Raw genomic sequence first — 1425 nt, forward strand, 5'->3', positions numbered from 1 at the left:
TAGTATATATACTAATAAAGTATTCAAAAGAGCGGTGCTTAAAAAGTAATTATCGCATAAATATATAAAGCTTAAATTAATTAAATGTAAAATTTAATTAAAAAAAGTATTGACACTACTAAGACTTAAATGATATACTAATAAAGTACTTGATTCTAAGAAAACAAATAATATTAGCGCGGGATGGAGCAGTTCGGTAGCTCGTCGGGCTCATAACCCGAAGGTCGGTGGTTCAAATCCGCCTCCCGCAATACATAATTTAGTAGGTCTCGTAGTGTAGCGGTTAACACGCCTGCCTGTCACGCAGGAGATCGCGGGTTCGATTCCCGTCGAGACCGCCATTACTTACTTATTATGGTTCAGTAGCTCAGTTGGTAGAGCAATGGATTGAAGCTCCATGTGTCGGCAGTTCGACTCTGTCCTGAACCATTTACACTTTGGCGGTTGTGGCGAAGTGGTTAACGCATCGGATTGTGGTTCCGATACTCGAGGGTTCGATTCCCTTCAACCGCCCCATAATCGTTTACTACGCGGGTGTAGTTTAATGGCAAAACCTCAGCCTTCCAAGCTGATGTTGTGGGTTCGATTCCCATCACCCGCTCCATTATTAACATTATTCCACAGTAGCTCAGTGGTAGAGCTATCGGCTGTTAACCGATCGGTCGTAGGTTCGAATCCTACCTGTGGAGCCATGGCTCCTTGGTCAAGCGGTTAAGACACCGCCCTTTCACGGCGGTAACACGGGTTCGAGTCCCGTAGGAGTCATCCAAACAGAAGTGAAATATCGCTTCTGTTTTTTTATTTACACAATTTTATAATGGGGAGAGTTGTCCGAGTCTGGCCGAAGGAGCACGCCTGGAAAGTGTGTAAACGCCACAAGCGTTTCAAGGGTTCGAATCCCTTACTCTCCATATTAAAGCTCAGAATGGTTGTTACATTCTGAGTTTATTTTTGTATTTAGAGTAGATAAAAGCAATATAATTTGATTATATTATATTTATGTCAACGGTCGTGCGTGGACGGTATAAATCAAATACATTGATTATCGGAGTTGAAATTCATCGTTTCAACATTTGTAGACTTAAGAGTTAAAGCGATATGCTTTGACTCTTTTTAATTTTTATTATTGCATATTTTATAAAAATATTATAATATAAAATTGTCGACGACAATGCGTGGTTCTTATAAAACGAAATACATTGAACACAGTAGCCAGCCCATTATGAGGCTAGGCAATAATTGAATATCATAATAAATTTAAAGAGCTTTGACTTTAGTAGACATAGCTCTTTATTTTTTTGTTTACAATGAACATTTTGGCATTTTATAGAAATTTTAAAAACCAATCCAAAGTATATTTTAATCACATCCACTGCTAACTCTAAAGAAAATCGTTATAATAAATATGTATATTATATGGAGGAA

8 tRNA genes are annotated in these 1425 nt (G+C 38.0%); all 8 read left to right on the forward strand.

The features are described 5' to 3' along the window. Nucleotides 1–177: 177 nt before the first annotated feature. A tRNA-Met gene (locus CD127_RS11700) sits at nt 178–251 on the forward strand. Nucleotides 252–265: 14 nt separating this feature from the next. After that, nucleotides 266–341: transfer RNA gene (locus tag CD127_RS11705), tRNA-Asp, on the forward strand. 15 nt (nt 342–356) lie between these two features. Beyond that, a tRNA-Phe gene (locus CD127_RS11710) sits at nt 357–429 on the forward strand. A gap of 11 nt (nt 430–440) precedes the next feature. Further along, nucleotides 441–516 (forward strand) — tRNA-His (locus CD127_RS11715). Between the two features lie 14 nt (nt 517–530). Next, nucleotides 531–604, forward strand: a tRNA-Gly gene (locus CD127_RS11720). A 13-nt stretch (nt 605–617) separates the two neighbouring features. Further along, nucleotides 618–692, forward strand: a tRNA-Asn gene (locus CD127_RS11725). A gap of 1 nt (nt 693) precedes the next feature. After that, nucleotides 694–765: transfer RNA gene (locus CD127_RS11730), tRNA-Glu, on the forward strand. A 56-nt stretch (nt 766–821) separates the two neighbouring features. Next, nucleotides 822–911 (forward strand) — tRNA-Ser (locus tag CD127_RS11735). The last annotated feature ends 514 nt before the right edge of the window (nt 912–1425 follow it).

Source organism: Staphylococcus petrasii, from assembly GCF_002902565.1.
Taxonomy (GTDB): Bacteria; Bacillota; Bacilli; order Staphylococcales; family Staphylococcaceae; genus Staphylococcus; species Staphylococcus petrasii.